17 protein-coding genes and 1 riboswitch are annotated in these 16,010 nt (G+C 48.3%); of the genes, 8 read left to right on the forward strand and 9 right to left on the reverse strand.

The annotated features are described in order from the left end of the window. Positions 1-125: 125 nt before the first annotated feature. Positions 126-1,196 (reverse strand): copper amine oxidase N-terminal domain-containing protein, encoded by a 1,071-nt coding sequence (locus MHI48_RS03055; protein WP_036613219.1) that lies wholly within the window; start codon positions 1,194-1,196, stop codon positions 126-128. 249 nt (positions 1,197-1,445) lie between these two features. On the opposite strand from MHI48_RS03055, the gene MHI48_RS03060 reads away from it, so the two are divergent. Together MHI48_RS03060 and MHI48_RS03065 are read left to right on the forward strand one after the other, a co-directional pair. Further along, positions 1,446-1,922 (forward strand): GNAT family N-acetyltransferase, encoded by a 477-nt coding sequence (locus MHI48_RS03060; RefSeq protein ID WP_017690853.1) that lies wholly within the window; start codon positions 1,446-1,448, stop codon positions 1,920-1,922. Between the two features lie 47 nt (positions 1,923-1,969). Beyond that, positions 1,970-3,040 (forward strand): Gfo/Idh/MocA family protein, encoded by a 1,071-nt coding sequence (locus MHI48_RS03065; protein WP_036613216.1) that lies wholly within the window; start codon positions 1,970-1,972, stop codon positions 3,038-3,040. 90 nt (positions 3,041-3,130) lie between these two features. Here the strand turns inward: MHI48_RS03065 and MHI48_RS03070 are convergent, their stop codons facing one another. The 3 genes from MHI48_RS03070 to MHI48_RS03080 all read right to left on the reverse strand — a co-directional run bounded on the left by MHI48_RS03070 (position 3,131) and on the right by MHI48_RS03080 (position 6,514). Further along, entirely contained in the window at positions 3,131-3,499 is a 369-nt protein-coding gene (locus tag MHI48_RS03070) for a hypothetical protein (protein ID WP_036668594.1), read from the reverse strand. Between the two features lie 95 nt (positions 3,500-3,594). Next, positions 3,595-3,900 carry a hypothetical protein gene (locus MHI48_RS03075; protein ID WP_036668596.1) on the reverse strand — a complete coding sequence of 102 codons (306 nt, stop codon included), beginning with the start codon at positions 3,898-3,900 and terminating at the stop codon, positions 3,595-3,597. A 31-nt stretch (positions 3,901-3,931) separates the two neighbouring features. Beyond that, the gene (locus MHI48_RS03080; protein WP_405142979.1) at positions 3,932-6,514 is read right to left on the reverse strand and encodes a UvrD-helicase domain-containing protein; all 2,583 of its coding nucleotides are present in this window, start codon (positions 6,512-6,514) and stop codon (positions 3,932-3,934) included. 349 nt (positions 6,515-6,863) lie between these two features. Between MHI48_RS03080 and MHI48_RS03085 the strand changes: the two genes are divergently transcribed. Next, positions 6,864-7,679, forward strand: a complete 816-nt coding sequence (locus MHI48_RS03085) for a zinc ribbon domain-containing protein (RefSeq protein ID WP_036613209.1) — start codon at positions 6,864-6,866, stop codon at positions 7,677-7,679. A gap of 73 nt (positions 7,680-7,752) precedes the next feature. Beyond that, on the forward strand, positions 7,753-8,559 hold the full coding sequence (locus MHI48_RS03090; protein ID WP_036613206.1) for a TrmB family transcriptional regulator: 807 nt from the start codon (positions 7,753-7,755) through the stop codon (positions 8,557-8,559). Between the two features lie 269 nt (positions 8,560-8,828). Here MHI48_RS03090 and MHI48_RS03095 read toward each other — a convergent pair whose 3' ends face one another. Further along, positions 8,829-9,524, reverse strand: coding sequence for an NUDIX domain-containing protein (locus MHI48_RS03095; protein WP_036613203.1), 696 nt, complete (start codon positions 9,522-9,524; stop codon positions 8,829-8,831). Between the two features lie 79 nt (positions 9,525-9,603). Here MHI48_RS03095 and MHI48_RS03100 point away from each other — a divergent pair, with 79 nt between their 5' ends. Then, on the forward strand, positions 9,604-9,906 hold the full coding sequence (locus tag MHI48_RS03100; protein WP_017690846.1) for a hypothetical protein: 303 nt from the start codon (positions 9,604-9,606) through the stop codon (positions 9,904-9,906). A gap of 239 nt (positions 9,907-10,145) precedes the next feature. Here MHI48_RS03100 and mscL read toward each other — a convergent pair whose 3' ends face one another. Next, positions 10,146-10,640 carry a large conductance mechanosensitive channel protein MscL gene (gene mscL, locus MHI48_RS03105; protein WP_036613199.1) on the reverse strand — a complete coding sequence of 165 codons (495 nt, stop codon included), beginning with the start codon at positions 10,638-10,640 and terminating at the stop codon, positions 10,146-10,148. A gap of 271 nt (positions 10,641-10,911) precedes the next feature. Continuing rightward, positions 10,912-11,011: riboswitch (purine riboswitch) on the forward strand. Positions 11,012-11,107: 96 nt separating this feature from the next. Continuing rightward, positions 11,108-11,254 (reverse strand): hypothetical protein, encoded by a 147-nt coding sequence (locus tag MHI48_RS03110; RefSeq protein ID WP_155985102.1) that lies wholly within the window; start codon positions 11,252-11,254, stop codon positions 11,108-11,110. A gap of 57 nt (positions 11,255-11,311) precedes the next feature. Here MHI48_RS03110 and MHI48_RS03115 point away from each other — a divergent pair, with 57 nt between their 5' ends. The 3 genes from MHI48_RS03115 (at position 11,312) to MHI48_RS03125 (ending at position 14,811) form a co-directional block, all read left to right on the forward strand. Continuing rightward, a complete protein-coding gene (locus tag MHI48_RS03115; protein WP_036613196.1) occupies positions 11,312-11,899 on the forward strand; it encodes a xanthine phosphoribosyltransferase in 588 nt (195 codons plus the stop codon). 1 nt (position 11,900) lies between these two features. Beyond that, positions 11,901-13,262: a nucleobase:cation symporter-2 family protein gene (locus MHI48_RS03120; protein WP_036613194.1), complete on the forward strand. Its 1,362-nt coding sequence runs from the start codon at positions 11,901-11,903 to the stop codon at positions 13,260-13,262. A 736-nt stretch (positions 13,263-13,998) separates the two neighbouring features. Then, positions 13,999-14,811, forward strand: coding sequence for a DUF418 domain-containing protein (locus MHI48_RS03125; protein ID WP_179087977.1), 813 nt, complete (start codon positions 13,999-14,001; stop codon positions 14,809-14,811). A gap of 96 nt (positions 14,812-14,907) precedes the next feature. Here the strand turns inward: MHI48_RS03125 and MHI48_RS03130 are convergent, their stop codons facing one another. Both MHI48_RS03130 and MHI48_RS03135 read right to left on the reverse strand, forming a co-directional pair. Next, positions 14,908-15,246: a DUF4870 domain-containing protein gene (locus MHI48_RS03130; RefSeq protein ID WP_036613192.1), complete on the reverse strand. Its 339-nt coding sequence runs from the start codon at positions 15,244-15,246 to the stop codon at positions 14,908-14,910. A gap of 192 nt (positions 15,247-15,438) precedes the next feature. Then, positions 15,439-15,714, reverse strand: coding sequence for a hypothetical protein (locus MHI48_RS03135; protein WP_036613189.1), 276 nt, complete (start codon positions 15,712-15,714; stop codon positions 15,439-15,441). Positions 15,715-16,010 lie beyond the last annotated feature (296 nt).

Here is a 16,010-nt window from a genome sequence, read left to right on the forward strand (position 1 = left end):
AGGAGCTACATGCGGATGGCTGGTCATTATGACGCTCCACACTCATGACCCCGCGCTAAGCGATGCACACGGTCGTCTGCAACAACATATAACATGTGTTTCAGTCAGACGTTTTTCTAACCGTATTATTTCGCTTCCAGCTCTGCTGCAGGTGTTTCAACAACCACTTTCCAAGCTGTTCCGATTGGAGGCAGGCTACGCGTCAACACAGGGCTGTAGAACCCAATGACTTTAGCGCCTTTGGTCAGTTCTTCAGCTTTCACCGTTTCACCTTCGTGGTTCACTAGCAGCGTGTCTTCAGCAATGTTCAGCACGACATGGTCAGGAGCGGTTTCTGTTAACCGTGTACCTGTAATCTCAATCTGTGAGATGCTGCCTTCAGCTGATGTTACATTTTCAATTGTACCCGCTGTACCCAGAAGCTCTTTAGGTTGTGCCTCAGATGCTGTAGCCGCATCCAACACAGTGACTGTATAGGTCGGCGTTTGTGGTGGCAGGCTGCGGGTGGTGATCAGGGAATGCTCAGCTTCCACGTTCATGCCAATGGCCAGATCAGTCAGTGCAATCTCTTTCCCCTCAACTGAGATGAATTTTGTCTCATCGCTCAGATTGAGCACAATACCATCCGTACCTGCACCGCCAATCTGGATGGACTTATATTTATCTTGGTTCGAGATTCTGGTAATTACACCACGTTCAGTAACCGTCTTCACGTCCTCTTCACTAGAGATAGTCACTTGATTCCCCGTTGTGTTCACTTGTCCATGTAGTGCTTTCTCAGCAAAAGAAACCGGTACATACAATTTGCCGCCTGTGATTTCGGGCGCTGTACCCAGCGTGAGTGACATTTTATTCACAGAATATTGATCCTTGCCTGTGATTACCTGTGTCCAGAGAGCACCACGAGTCAGCTCTGCAGTTTTAGTTTCTTTATTCCATTCCAGTTCAATACCCAGTGCGTCGGTAAGATCACGCAGCGGGATCATGGCTACTTTGCCATCTTTGTTCCAATAACCATCAGAGATGGCTGCGCCATTCACGGATACGTTTACTACACTCGCTGCGTTACTATCTGCTGAAACGGATGTTTGATGGACTGGTTTTGTGTTGTCCAGTGTTGCTGCATAAGCGGCTCCACCACCCAATGCCATGGATAGGGCCATCAGTGCACTTACTTTTTTCATGTTGTTGTTCATCAATATTCATCCCTTCTAATCTGTGTACTGACGCGGTAAAATCTTCCTTAGGGCCGCGCTTCAAGTTAATAGACGGGACAAATCGTCTAAGTGTTGCAGTTGAAATGCAATGAATGTAAGCGGTAGGTTAGTTTAAATTAGAAATATCGCTTGTATTGCAGGTTATCCGCAGCAGGATCAGGTTAATTTCAGGTAAGTGGCCAAACCTTTGTCCTATTTCACATTCAAGTACGAGGAGGAACGGATTAGATGAGTGATATGTTGGTAGCGCTCTATCGTTTGCCGGAGCAAGAGAGTGGACTGAGAGCGTTGGAGGAATCCTCCATTGTGATTCGAAGAGCCATTGCCCCAGAGAAACAGCTTGTACTGGATTGGGTGAGGTCACACTTTAGTCAGGCTTGGGTGGATGAATGTGAGGTCGCTTTTGCGCGTCAGCCGGTGTCCTGTTATATTGCGGTTGAGCATGGGAAAATGATTGGATTTGCCTGTTACGAAGCGACATGTCGCAACTTCTTTGGACCGACCGGTGTGAGCCAGGATGCACGGGGCAAAGGTGTAGGCACGGCCTTGTTACTGGCCTGTATGCATGCGATGAAGGCGGACGGTTACGGGTATGCGATTATCGGATCAGCGGGACCTGTGGATTTCTATGCCCGGACGCTGGGTGCCGTGAAGATTGAAAATTCAACGCCGGGTATTTACGAAGGCATGCTGCGGGCAGACTAGACAATAATGATGTTGTGGAAGCTGTGGAAAAGGAAGGGAGGACGATGATGAGCACGAAACAAATGTTGCACATCGGAATGATCGGTACGGGATCAATATCGGATCTTCATATGAGGTGTTATGCCAAAAACGAGGATGCCGTCATCTATGCGATCTGCGATCTGAACGAAGAACGGGCTAAAGCTGCGGCACAGAAGTATGATGCTCAATCCGTGTACACCGATTATCGGGAGATGCTGGAGGACCCACATGTGGATGCTGTCAGTATCTGTACCTGGAATAATACACATGCGGAATTTGCCATTGCTGCATTGGAGGCAGGCAAGCATGTGTTGCTGGAGAAACCGGTCGCAACCAATGTGGAAGATGCGCTCCGGATTGAAGAAGCGGTGAAGAAGAGTGGACGTACCTTTATCGTTGGATTTGTGCGGCGTTATGATAACAATATGCAGATGATGCGCAGATTCATTGATGCCGGGGAGTTTGGTGAACTGTATTATGCCAAAGCTTCCATTCTACGGCGACACGGCAATCCGGGCGGTTGGTTTGCTGACAAAAGCCGTTCCGGCGGCGGCCCTCTGATTGACCTGGGCGTACATATTATCGACCAATGTTGGTACCTCATGGGCAGGCCGAAACCTGTTACGGTCAGTGGTAATACGTATCGGAAGTTGGGCAATCGTGCCCATATCGAACATCTTTCTTTTTACAAAGCAGCCGACTACAGCGCAGCTGTGAATGACGTAGAAGATATGGCGAATGCACTTATTCGGTTTGAAAACGGGGCTTCGCTGGCGGTGGATGTGAGCTTTACCCTGCATGCACGCGGAGATGAATCTTCGGTGAAATTATACGGCGAGCGTGGTGGGTTCGAACTGGAGCCGGAGACACTGATCGTCACGGAGAAAAATAACACCATCCTGAATATTGAACCCCAGACGGACAATACGGGTCTCCATATTCATAGTGCATTCCAGAACCAGATTGACCACTTTGTGGATTGCTGCCTGAACGGTACAGAGCCGATCAGCCCAATTGCGGATGGTGTGGCTTCCACGCGCATGTTGTGCGGAATCTACGAATCCGCTGAGAAAGGGCAGGAGATTCGTCTGGATTGAGTTCGTTTTACATGGCAGTTGTCCTTCGGCATATTAAAAAGCATGCGTCTTCCGCGTGATCTGCGGTTACGCATGCTTTTTGGCATCAGGTCATTTATTCAGTGGTGAATTCTCGTATCCAGGGTCATCATAATCCGTATCCTGCAGCCTTGGAAGCACGTTCATGGTTTCAATTGCCTGCCGGGTATCCGGCGTGCCGTGGTCATACAGAAAGGTGTACAGCAAGGTCATGCCATCCGAAAACTGCTCCGTTGCCTCATCATGGTCTGCCGATTTGTAGGGTACTGGCGCCCGTTGCAATGTATAGGCATCGTCATCCTCCAGCACCTTCATCAGATCTTTCAATCGGCCCAACTGTTCGTCATCCACCAACACCTCAAAGGGTGTAGATTCGTTCTTTGTTTGCTCAATAAGATTATGTGTTACCGATACATACAGATGTTGTTTGCCGTCCTGCATATTCCAACCCCCATTCTGAAATGGAAAAAAGACGCTTCTACTGTTAATAAACAGCAAAAAGCGCCCTGAAACGAGCTACTATGCTCGTGTGTTATTTACTCATCCACATGTTCAGTCACATATGACCAGCCATTACCTTTACCTTCTAATCGACTTTGTTCAAAAAAATCAATTCCATCTACTGTAATACTGACTGACACGAGTGATGGTTCATCTTTAACGGGATTAACGACGATGAACCCTTTATCCAATAGATAAGTAATGGTTCTAAGTCTCTCAATATGTGATTGTGGAAAAAGTTTTTCTTTGGGAGCGATATAAGCCGGATTTTCGGTAAACCACATATCGTACAATTCCTGTAGGGTGTCGAATCTTTCTTGAATCCGCTCTTTAATAATCATCGCTAACTCCTAAGGGACCTCTTCCTTTGAGTTATTTCCCAAATCTCCCCGTTACAGGAACCTGGCGAGTACCGGCCTCCATCGATCCTGAACATAGAGGGCAGGCAGGTGGACCCGATGATACCTTCTTGGTTGCTTTTGAAGGTACAGCCGGTTTCTGTCTTAGCCACGCTTTGCAGGTGGACGAACTGCATTTCCAGATCGCAACGGTCTCCGTACGCTCAGCATTACCTGAACCTGAAGTGTGCGACTGCGAACTGGAGGAACTCGCAGCTGTCTGACTCACACCCGGAGTGCTGAATGCCTTATGGTTGCGAATTTCACCACTGCCACGCCGTTCACCGAGGCGATCCTCATCACGTTCGTTGTGGACCTCGTAGTCTCGACGGTCACTGTGGCTGATGGCACGACGCTGTGCCACATCCCGACCTTCGGAACGGGCACCTGAGCCGGACGAGCGGGCATACTGTCCGTTGCCTTTACCATATGAAGCCTGACTGCTCGTCCGGCTCTCCTCACGAGGTTTGCGTTTGTCCGGTACTTCCATGCCGAAGGCTTCAAGCAGGAAACGGGACACATCCGCTGGTTTTCCGTGATGGCTCGCCGGTGAGGTGACATACAAGTACTGCTTGGCCCGTGTGATGGCAACGTAGGCGAGCCTGCGTTCTTCCTCCAGCGCCATGTCCAGTTCGGCATCTGTCTGCTGCACAGCAAGCGCAGCTTTCTGATCCTCAGGAATATCCTGACGCAGTGCGGTACTGTGAGGCACAATGCCTTCACTGGCTCCGATCCAGTACACACAAGGGAACTCCAGTCCTTTGGCCCGGTGAATGGTCATCAGCTGTACCGCGTCACTATCCTGCGCACGACGCAAAGATTCCATCTCACGGTGTCTGCGGGACAGCTCATCCGCGAATTGGATGAACTCTTCTACCGTTTCGAATTTTTTGACAGCAGCTTCGAATTCATCCAGAGTTTCCAGCATCGTTTCCTTATAGTGGGTGAAGATGCTGGGATCACCACTTTCCATATACTTGTCGTAGAACTGCCTGCGCATCTCCTGAATGGCGATGATGGGTTTTAGTTTGTGCAGTGATTTGATCAGTTTGATGCGTTCTTTGACCTGTTCCTGCTGAAATGGTTTCAGCTTTTCCCATTTCACCAGATGGATGAGCGGATATTTCTTCGCCTGTTGTTGTTCACAACGCTGTATCCATTCCAGACCCGCATCGCGTGAGACGTAGAGCGGACCCAGTGCACTTGGAAGAGCATCCATGGCTCGTGGGTCAAGGGACAGACGCAGATGATCCATCAGGGGTCTGATGAGAGACTGGTCATAGAACACCGGAGAAGCACCATGCTGTACAAAAGGTACATCTTTCAGCACAAGCTGCTCGAATACAGCCCGGCTGCTGCTGGCTGTCCGGTGAAGAATCGCAATATCGCGATAGGTGTGTTGTCCTTCTTCAACCTGCTGGCACAGCTGGTTTACGACCCACGCTGCTTCTTCCTCCGCATTGGAGGGTGTAGCGAAACGGGGGGCATCGCCGCGGTTTCCAGCGGCACGTAGCCGTTTGTCACGTCTGCGTTTATTGCGGGCGACCAGTTCACTTCCGAGTCCCAGAATGCGTGCATCACTACGATAATTGATATCCAGCGTCACAATGCGTGCACCGGGGTATACTTTATCGAATTCCAAAATTGATTCCTGGCGTGCGCCATTAAAGGTATAGATCGTCTGGTCATCGTCTCCCACAACCATCAGATTGCGGTGAGCGGAAGCCAGTTTTTGCACAATTTCATACTGCAGATGGTTGGTATCCTGGAACTCATCCACCATAATGTACTGGAAACGCTTCTGAAGCGGCCCCAGAACAGCAGGATCACGAAGTAGCGCGGCTGCCCGCAGTAAAATATCATCAAAATCCATTTTGCCGCGATCCTGCTTCCAGGCTTCGTAACCAAGCAGAACACGCTTGGCATCGCGTTCTTCCTGCGATTTTTCAGGCAAGTCGGTTGTTTCCGATCCTTGCATCTTCCATGCGGACAGCATGGCCAGCAGACTTTCAGGCTGGAAGGCTTCACTCATGCCATTTTGGCGAAGAAGCATCTTCAGCACCGTATGCTGGGCTCGTGACTCGCCAAAGATCTCTTCCTGCACACCGTAATGACGCAATAATGTCAGCGCAAAAGAGTGGAAGGTGCGAGCCTGTACGGCTCTCGCGGCTGCCGGACGTATGCCTGGCAATGCGGCGATCCGGTCTTTCATCTCGGTGGCGGCCTTGTTCGTGAACGTCACCAGCAGGATACTGCCTGCATGTACGCCACTGACCTCTATGAGGTAGCCGGCTCTTGCAGCCAGTACAGTTGTTTTGCCACAACCGGCTCCGGCGAGCGTCAGAATCGGTCCTCTGCCGTGACGGACTGCCGAGATTTGTGGTGCGTTTAACTTGATGCCTACCTCTTCCAGAGAACGAAAATAAAAGGCATCCTGTTGATCATTACCCACGAGTTGCCGACTGGTCTCCAGCGGAGCAGACGGGGACTGGGGCAGGGACGCCGCCGGGGTAACCCCGAGCGGACGGGGGTAGAACGTTGAGTTCGGACTTAACATGTTTCATCCACCTCTGTATGCATTCAGGGATAGGACTATCCCGGCTAAAAGTAAACCATTTGCCCTTTTCACAATCGCATTGTAAATTGGTATGATAGAGTTAGTCGCCTAATCAGGCGGTTAAGTAGGGCCAAAGCTTCATTATACCCGAACATATGGTCTTGACGAAAGCCCCCGATTTCATCCAGTATCGGTATAAAACGGGCACCTGCACGAGATTACGCAACTTTTTGGCATGATATCGTATAAGTTATATGCCTGAGCATTTTGCATGAAGGATGTAATATGCTAATTTACTACTAAATAGAAATGATAATATTGGTTTTGACGGGACAGAGGAGGAATGGTCATGAAACTGCTTCAGCGCATCAAAGACGGAGCGAACAAAGCAACAGAGCGTGCCCAACACGCCGTTGAGATTGGGAAACTGAACAACCAGATTGTGGGCTTGCAACAGGAACAGGAAGTCCATTTTACAGATATGGGTCGCATCTTCTATGAGGGTTATCGGGCACAGGATATGACGCGTGCAGAAAAAGAGATGGTGGATCTGTCGCAGCTCTGCGACGAATTGCAGGACGAGATTGATGGTCTGCGCAACAAGATTGCACAACTCAAGAACGAACGGTTGTGCGAGTGTGGACACGTCGCTTCCCTGGATGCCAACTTCTGCCCTAAATGCGGACGCAAGTTGGGTGAACTCAAGACAGCAGCGCCCAAAGTAGCAGCAGCAGGAGTTGCAGGAGCCACCACAGCCGCAAGACAGGAGGCAGCTGTAGCTCAGACCCCAACTCCAGAGCCGGACTTCTACGATGCGCCACCTGAGTTGGAACTGGAGGAAGACGAGCCGTACCATACGGTCATTCCGTCCATAGCGGATCTGGAAACGGAATCGGAATATAACAGTACGGAATTTACCCAGGAAGAAAAGGAAGCGTTTGATGCCGAGTGGGAACGTCGCAGAGATGAAGAGATGCAACGGGAACGTGAGCGTCAGCAGGAACTGGACGAACGCATCCGCTACTGGAAAGAAAACAACCCGATCGTGAATACGGTGGACGTACAGACCGAAGTGTCACGTGAAATGGTGAATTGTCAGATTTGTGCAGCCGAGCTACCCAAAGGGTCGAAGTGGTGCCCGCGCTGTGGTGCCGAACAGATCTGATCTGATGCAGTAGAAGCACTGCCGCATCAGTGTGAGGCAGTGCGGGTTGCTGACAGCATGGGGGGACGGGAATATGGACCAACTGCTGCATCATTTGCGTCATCTCGGATTTACCGAGATGGAATCTAAAATTATGGTGGAACTCGCTCGTCAGGGATCAGCCTCGGGATATGAGGTTGCGAAGCGGCTGGGCGTGTCCCGTTCCAATGTATATGCGACCCTGCAACGGCTGGAGCAGCGTGGGTTCTTGCGGTGTAGTCCGGGGGAACCAGCGAAGTATAGTGTGCTGAAGCCGGAGGAGATGACACGTATGATCTCCGATCAAATGCGTACCTCGCTGGATTATGTCCAGAGCAGCATGCCCAAGAGTGAACCGGAGAAGCCTGTCTTCTATAACGTCGAAGGTGACAAAAATGTGTTTGAGAATCTGAGCCGTGAATTGGCCGAGGCTCAGCATGAGATTGTCGTAGACGTTTGGCGTGAAGAAGCAGAGTTGCTACGTAATGACTTACAGCAGGCTGAAGCTCGGGGTGTGCGGCTGTTATGGTCGTGTGATGGTGGCGAAGGCATGCTTGATCAGCCTGTCCCTTGGCCGGGTTTGCCTATGTATGGTACAGGTAATGGTCGGAAATTTTCCCTGGTGGTCGATCGCCGCTGGTGCATGTTAGGCATGCGCGGTGAATCATGCGCCACACAGGCACTAGTTACGGAGCATCCGGTAATGACCGGGCTGCTGCTGAATCATTTTGCTCAAGAGCTGGTGTTGTACGAATTGGAACAGGATATGGGGGAGGAACTGGAGTCCCGCTATGGGCACCGGTACGAAGAACTCTCTGCGCGTTATTGGTCTTCTCCTTCAGGAGAGGTTGACCAGAGCTAGACAGATCGGCGACTAATTCACCTCTGATGGAGTGAACATGCCAGCACATAGGTACCTATCTTGACGAAACGAATACGTGTGTACATAAAGCAGGCGCTGCCCGAAGGCAGACGCCTGTTTGTGCTGGTTTGAGATATGACAGTGATGTTCGTCACAGCATCTGTTCCTAGTCAAGTCGATAGTAAAGGTATGAAGTTATGCTATTTTTGAGAAAATGAAGCTATGAACATTCGATTGAACTGGATCGGGTTGAACAGGATTGTACACGATCATTCTTTGGGCACGTGATACAGAGCTTCCAGCACGTCCGTATAATAAGCTGTACCATGGGGTACGAATTCCGTTGCCCGAATCTCGCGAACGATACGTTCCGGTTCATCAGCTGCATGATCACTGCTTGACGGGTCCTTATGACCGATGGAATGTGGCGGTGATATCAACGGCTGAGTCTGAACTCCGGTAGCTTGAATGACTTCGATCTCATTACGAAACAAAGCGAGTAGATCATCCAGCGGCACTTCATACAGGCTATCCACCTCGCTAGGCTGCAGAACGTAGGCTTCGAGCGGCTGGTTCAGACATAATCCATAGACGGCGCTGAATTCCCGATCTATGAATGGGACACCACGCACCTCTCCTTGGAGCTGCTGTGTAGCCGTGAGTAGATAGGTTAGTGCCTCGAATGGAGTATAAACACCCAGTTCTTCCTCCAGCTCACGACTGGCGTCTTGCAGTTGTTCACCTGCGGTAAGATGACCTGCTGCTGTAATGTCGTAACATCCGGGGAAGGTATCCTTAATATCACGCCGCCGCTGAAAAAGGACCCGTCGCTGCTCGCCTTCGTCACGCACGATCCAGCAGTGGAATGAACGGTGCCAATATCCTTTGGCATGGACCTCGCTGCGGAGTGAAGTGCCGATCCAATTTTGCTGATCGTCATAAATGTCGAAACGTTCTGGGGTCATGAAACGTATCTCCTTATATAGCAGATTTTAAAGTTCAAAATTTCACAAAGTATGTTTTAAACGAAAGGGGAACCATCGTATGGAATGCATTGTACACTTTCAGGTGATTTATCCGCAACCTCAGGAACGTAAAAGTCTTAGAGGACTTATATTTGTAGGGCAAGGTCAGGAACCGGCTAACAGTCAGTTAAGCAGCATGTTTAAGGATATGGGATTTAATGTACGTTTGGAAGATGAGGCCCAGTTGTTGTTCAAGCCAGTGGATGCTTCGGCCAACTTTGAATATATTCGTGTGACAGAGCTTGATACTGGGGAAGAAGTTTACAAAGAAGATAAAGATCTGAAGTCGATCCTGGAGCATTTGCTGCCACGCCGTTTCTAATTCATGAGCATGGCCGCAAATGAAATTCATGGGGGAGCATATGTAATACATGTATGATAGGCACAAAAAAGGCCCCACCTTTACGGTGGAACCTTCAAACCTTTAAGCTACGCAACCCATAGTTAATGAAGCCCATATGGCTAGCTTTTCATACATAAACCCTAGCAAGTAAGAGGTTGTCCCCCACATCAGGATTTATCCGTAATTCAACTCGGTGCGTCTTTAAACGTTCATTGTAATTATGCTAGAGCGCCGGTGCCTTCAGCTTCGAGCTCTGAAGTACAGTGCGAGCAGCGGGTAGCTGCGGCTGGAATTTCCGATAGGCAATACTTGCAAGCCTTGGTCGTTTTTTGCGGCTCGGGCTTTTTGTGTTCTTTGCTTTTCAGATAGTTAATGCCCTTCACAAGCATGAAGATACAGAACGCAACGATAAGAAAATCAATCATGACGTTGATGAACTGTCCATAAGCAATCACGGTAGCCCCAGCTTCGTTGGCTTGAGCGAGGGTGGTGATGTCCTGTCCGTTTGCTGTTTTGATATCCCGGTCCAGGTTGATGATTTTCTGACTGAAGTCGATTCCACCCATCAGTTTTCCAACCGGGGGCATGATGATATCATTCACAAGGGATGTGACGATTTTACCAAAAGCAGCCCCGATAATGACACCGACCGCCAGATCGATGACGTTGCCGCGGACGGCAAATTCCTTGAATTCGTTAAGTACGCCTTTCATGTTTACATATCTCCTTTGATCATTCGATTCAAAATCTAGGCCGCGTTTCCATCCATTCTCCGTTCAGATCCGCGCTTCCGTTCTCATATTGTACATAAAAAATAGATTCCAATCACCCCCTGTTTGCAAATTAAGACAAGTTTCCGCAACTTCCATGAAAATACTTCTTTATTTCACGGCGTCGATTCGGTATACTTCTAACATTGTCAGTTATGTTTAACCTTTTACATTCAGGTTCGCGATCATACATTGTAACGAATCATGGAGCCAAAAAATTAAATATGCCGTTACTCGTATATGTGCAGGAATAGGCCTGCATGTCTCTACCTGATCACCGGAATGATCGGACTACGGGAAAGATGTTGCAATGTTTTGTAGGGTTGGCATGAGATCATTCTCAGACAGTTTGACTGAAGAGCAGGTTCAAGTGGCTTTTATCTGTTTCTGATTACACTGTTTGAGGTTTCTCACAGCAGGATTGAACTCCTGTCATTCTGTCCAACCAGTACACTTGCAGCATCCATACGGCTTGTCCATATACGTACAAGTCCGTCTTTCCCGTCTCCGGTTATTCCGCAGCGTGTGAAAAGGCGGGCTTTTTGCTTTTTTACCATGCGATTGGAAGAGCATGTGAGCTTCTGTGCGGAGGGCATTCAGGGGGAAGAATTACAATGCAATTGTTAAAAGACAAGGTGAGACAGGAAGGTATTGTCCTGTCCGAGCAAGTACTCAAAGTGGATTCATTCCTGAACCACCAGATGGACCCGGTTTTGATGAAGGAAGTAGGTAAAGAATTCATTCGCCGCTTTGAAGGCGAGAATATTACTCGCGTGCTGACGATTGAGTCGTCAGGGATCGCCCCAGGTATCATGACTGCGTTGGAGCTGAACGTGCCGCTGATCTTTGCACGGAAGCAGAAGTCCCTCACACTGACGGAAGACATTCTGGTAGAGAAGGTCTACTCCTTCACGAAGCAGGAGACCAATGAAATTACCGTTGCCAAGAAGTTCATGAAGCCTGGTGATCGCGTGCTGATCATTGATGATTTTCTGGCGAATGGCGAAGCAGCATTTGGTCTGGCTCGCATTGTGGAGCAGGTTGGAGCTGAAGTGGTGGGTATCGGTATTGTGATTGAAAAAGCATTCCAGCCGGGAGGTCGCTTGCTGAAAGAAGCAGGATACCGTGTGGAATCATTGGTTCGCATCGGGGCACTGTCGGATGGACAGGTTACATTTGCGGACGAGGAGGGCACGAACTAATATGGCACGCGAACGTATCTTTCAACGGCATCGGCATCCAATCAAAACGTTCTCCCTCGGACTACAGCATGTGCTTGCGATGTATGCAGGAGCTGTTGTCGTTCCATTGATCGTCAGTAACGCATTGGGTTTTACACAGGAACAACTAACCTATCTCATTGCCATTGACTTGCTCGCATGTGGTGTGGCTACACTGCTTCAGGTATGGGGAAATAAATATTTCGGCGTAGGGCTGCCTGTCATGCTCGGCTGTGCATTTCAGGCTGTGTCTCCGATGATCCTAATCGGGATGAACAGTGGAGTATCTGCCATTTACGGAGCGATTATTGCCTCAGGGCTGTTCGTATTGATCTTCTCCGGAATCTTTGGGAAGCTTATTCGGCTCTTTCCACCAGTGGTTACGGGTTCGGTGGTTACGATCATCGGTTTAACCTTGATTCCGGTTGCTTTCCACGATCTGGGCGGCGGTCAGGGATCAGAAGATTTTGGCAGCGGAGTTAATCTCATGCTCGGTTTTGGCGTGCTGCTCTTTATCATTCTAATGACTCGTTTTACAACCGGTTTTATCCGTTCCATCTCAGTATTGATTGGTCTGCTTGTAGGTACGATTGCGGCAGGGTTTATGGGCGAGGTTAATTTTGCTCCTATCCGCGATGCAAGTTGGTTCCACGTTGTTCAGCCGTTTTACTTCGGCAGACCGACATTTGAGATTGTACCGATCCTGACGATGATTCTGGTGGCGATTGTCAGCGTGGCCGAGTCCACAGGTGTATTTATGGCTCTGGGCAAAATTCTGGACAAGGACCTGTCGTCCAAGGATCTGGCGCGCGGTTATCGCGCAGAGGGTCTAGCCATTGTGTTAGGCGGGATTTTCAACTCGTTCCCGTATACAACGTATTCGCAAAATGTAGGACTTGTACAGATGACACGTGTGAAGACACGTGATGTCATTGTAGTAGCTGGTGGAATCCTGGTGGTCATTGGATTTGTACCAAAAATTGCAGCCCTCGCACAGCTCGTTCCAGGGGCAGTACTTGGCGGAGCCATGGTGGCCTTGTTTGGCATGGTGGTATCATCAGGCATTCGGATTATCGGCAGTCAGGTTGATCTGAACCGACATGAAAATCTGTTTGTCATCGCTTGTTCTGTAGGTATGGGGCTTGGGGTTACCGTTGTACCTGAGTTGTTCGCAGGTGCACCGGCCTGGGCTCAGATTATGCTCGGTAATGGTATCATTGCAGGCAGCTTCACGGCGATCTTCATGAACCTGCTGTTTAATGGTCTGGGTACCAAGGAAACGGCTGCCAAGATGGCTGAACAACAGGCAGATGCCATCCTTGGAGAGACGGGCAAGTCAGCTTAAATAGCCGAATTAGGCTAGGATTATTATCCAGCAGTATTGTTATGTTAACTGTTATAAATAGACGATTCACAAGATAAATAATGAATCAGGTTAATCATGGTGATATACAGCATGAATGGTTTATGACATACATCGTTTATGCTATGAATATTCAATCCCATGAATAAATGAAAGAGACACTTTTATATGTGAAACACCGAAGATACAGACTCAGCAGAGTCGTGTTTTCGGTGTTTTTTTGCTTTGTTTATCATCAGCATAGCGTCCAATGTGCTGCTGTACAGGAACAATACAGGAACAAGACCTTATGCCGGATGTAAGAAGTTATTCACCTAATTCGATGGCAAGCCATGTTGTATGAAGGATAGACTGTTATCATGCATGGGGATATACACCAAAGAGATAAGCGATCCAATCGCTTTTTGATTACATAACAATAATTTCACTGGGAGGAACGATGAATTATCAACCTGTATTAAAACAAGATCGAATGAAGTTTCTGGATTTGTTTCGAGGGTTTTCCTTGATAGGCCTACCATTCGTAAATGTATTGGCATTGTGGGTTATGTTGAAGCCGGATACTCGTGTAGATTTTTGGATCCAACGAGCATTATATTTTTTGGTGGAGGCACGTTTTTACGATATCTTCTGTTTTTTATTTGGCCTTGGATTTTATCTTTTTCTAAGCCGGTCAGCTCCCAAAGGTCATACCAAGCTGTTTCTCTATATCCGCAGGATGCTTATTTTATTAGCGCTGGGATATATTCATCAACAGTATCAGGCTGGAGAAGCTTTATTTCTTTATGCTATCATAGGGCTGATTGTCATTCCGTTATATTGGGCACCTCGAACTGTGAATTTGGTGATCGGTGTGGTGGGATTTATTGCAGCCGCCGCGATAGGTGTCAAAATGCTAACGATTCCTTTTTTAATTATACTGGGATTGTCAGCAGGTCAATATCAACTGATGGAGAAGATCCAGAAAGGACTCCCGTATCTGGGCAGAATCTGGTTCATTTCATTCATCGCTTCTACGGTGGGGATCGGTATCATGTGGTGGGTTGCTCCTCCGGATGCGATGAGTCCGTTTCTATACGAAGTGATTGGTGCGAGCCTGCCTGTTGCTGAGCAAGCCAATATGGATGCTGCTTTTCGATTAGAACATATCGGTGTGGCAATTGGTCCGGTGGTATCCATCTTTTATCTAAGTACATTACTGAGATTGAACCAGAACATGACCTTTTCCAAAATGTTAAGTCCCCTGCATGCATTCGGACGAATGGCCCTGACCAATTATATTGCACAGACCATCATTTTGTTAGTGGTATACCAACTCATATTTGCAGATGCTGCTGTGTCGTATACGGTGTCTACCCTTGTGTGCATTGGCATGGTTATTGTACAAGTCATCGCGAGTAATCTGTGGATGCGCTGGTTCCAGTATGGGCCGCTGGAATGGGTATGGAGATGTGGTACTTATCTAAGTTTCATTCCGATCCGTAAAAAGCATTCTGAGCCACGTGTTCATGATACGGGGGTGAGAGGTTGACTCGTTTCCCTCGTTATAATCAAAGACGATCCACATCCGGTTGAACGGAAATGGATCGTCTTTTCTTTTTGGAACACGTATACCTTCTGCCTGAAGTTACAGATGACGCAGCTGTTTTTCTGCAAAATCGCCAACCCACGGTAGCTTCAACCATTTCCCCTGCAGGCTGGAAACGACCATAATAAGCCAGACCACTACACCAAGCAGGGATAACAGCGATGCCACCAGTGGTCCGAACAACGGAAGGAAAGCCGATAATACATGCCCAACCATAATGATGCCAAAGACCGTTACAGATTGCAGCGCATGAAATAACACGAACCGGCTCCGCTTCTCCACAGCGAGAAAGACAATCCCACCTACAAAGGTAAACAGATAACAAAGCATGCCGGCAATATTTTCATCCAGACCGCTAGACGATTTCATGGGGGACATCGGTCCAGCCTCCTTTGACCTTTTTAACTAGGTTATGAGAGAGGTGGACAGAACTGAACCGATGAATTTATTTGCCTGTGACGGATGGGGATCAACACATAGGAAAAAGAAAACAGGGGTAGAACAAGCCATTGTACAGCTTACTCTGCCCCTGTTATCGTTTACGATTAAACGTTGCTTTAAACGAAATCGTTATCCGCCCTCGATCTGTCTGCGAGGGTTTGTAATCTTGCCCATTTTATCGGTGTCGTTTTCTTTGGGAACCAACCGCTCATCGGTTCTTCCTTCGTGATGATTATCATATGCATATTCGGTCAGTTTCCATTCCGACTTGCCAAGAACGGGATCGGCCGGGAAATGTTGCCCCCGGTGCAGATGTTCCTCACGTCCGGCTTCATTGATGTAAACTCCGTCTACTTCCACCTTTTCATGAGAAAGGGGCAGCATATCTTGTTCTTTGCGGTCCATGAGACGACGCCTCCTTTGGATACCAGTAATTTAACTGTATGGGTTGTCCGTGATAATATCCCCCGAATAGTTCGGTGTTATGCTGGATATATTAATTCCGTATAGAATGGTGGCAATCTTAACATATGATTCGGAATTAAACTTTTTGGGCATGAAAACCGTTATATTTATTAGAGGAAATCGTCAAGTCGTAAGATACTTCCGAATATGCTACAATAAGATTATGATTCATTCCGAATCATATCGGGTATTTATAGTGTCAGGTACTTGCTTTCTAGCGAGGTTCCCGACCTAAA

Origin of the sequence: Paenibacillus sp. FSL H7-0942, assembly GCF_045040715.1 — a bacterium.
Classification (GTDB): Bacteria; Bacillota; Bacilli; order Paenibacillales; family Paenibacillaceae; genus Paenibacillus; species Paenibacillus amylolyticus.